The sequence below is a fragment of the Novosphingobium sp. B-7 genome (assembly GCF_000410615.1).
In the GTDB taxonomy this organism is placed as follows: Bacteria; Pseudomonadota; Alphaproteobacteria; order Sphingomonadales; family Sphingomonadaceae; genus Novosphingobium; species Novosphingobium capsulatum.
The window spans coordinates 34,508-35,148 of the sequence record NZ_KE148338.1; the positions used below are offsets into that span (position 1 = coordinate 34,508).

Annotated in this window: 1 pseudogene; it reads left to right on the forward strand. The window is 68.2% G+C overall.

Annotated features, from left to right (window positions below):
- Positions 1-313: 313 nt before the first annotated feature.
- Positions 314-641: pseudogene (locus H926_RS27145) on the forward strand (hypothetical protein); the annotation flags it as partial.

Here is a 641-nt window from a genome sequence, read left to right on the forward strand (position 1 = left end):
CGAAGCCGAAGAGGCCAAGCCCGCCAAGAAGGCTCCGGCCAAGAAGAAGGCTGCGGCCGACGCCGAGGCGGAACCCGCCGCTGAAGGCGAAGCCAAGCCCGCCAAGAAGAAGGCCGCCAAGAAGGCGACCGCCGAAGGCGAAGACGCCTGATCCAGCGCCACACGGCCTGATCAAGAAACAAAAATGGGGCGCTGCCGGCAACGGTGGCGCCCCGTTTGCTTTTAGGTGTTTGCCCTCAGGCATCATGCGGATTGGCGCGGTGATTCCTGGCATGAGAGAATCGGTCACATCGGAACCCGGGGGGATCTGCCGATGCATACCGTGCGCAATCGCAAGGGCGCTCGATCCGGCCAGCGTGTGCCGGCCAAGGCGCCAGTTTCATCTGCCGTTCCGCCAACTGCCGGTCCGCCAGCAGTCAGTCCCCCTGCCGCCAAGGCCGCCAGCAAGCGGGCCAAGGCCGATTTTACCCGGCCATTCCTGCTGGCCCAGGCTGCCACGCCGGCCTTTCCGTCCGATCTCATCCTGCCGCCCCATCGTGGCGCGATCATCACCACGGCGGCCTGGCCGGCGGGGATGATTCCGCCCGCACTGCCCGCCACGCCGCCGCTGCGCGCGCCGTTCATCGCGCCGCGCGGGCCGG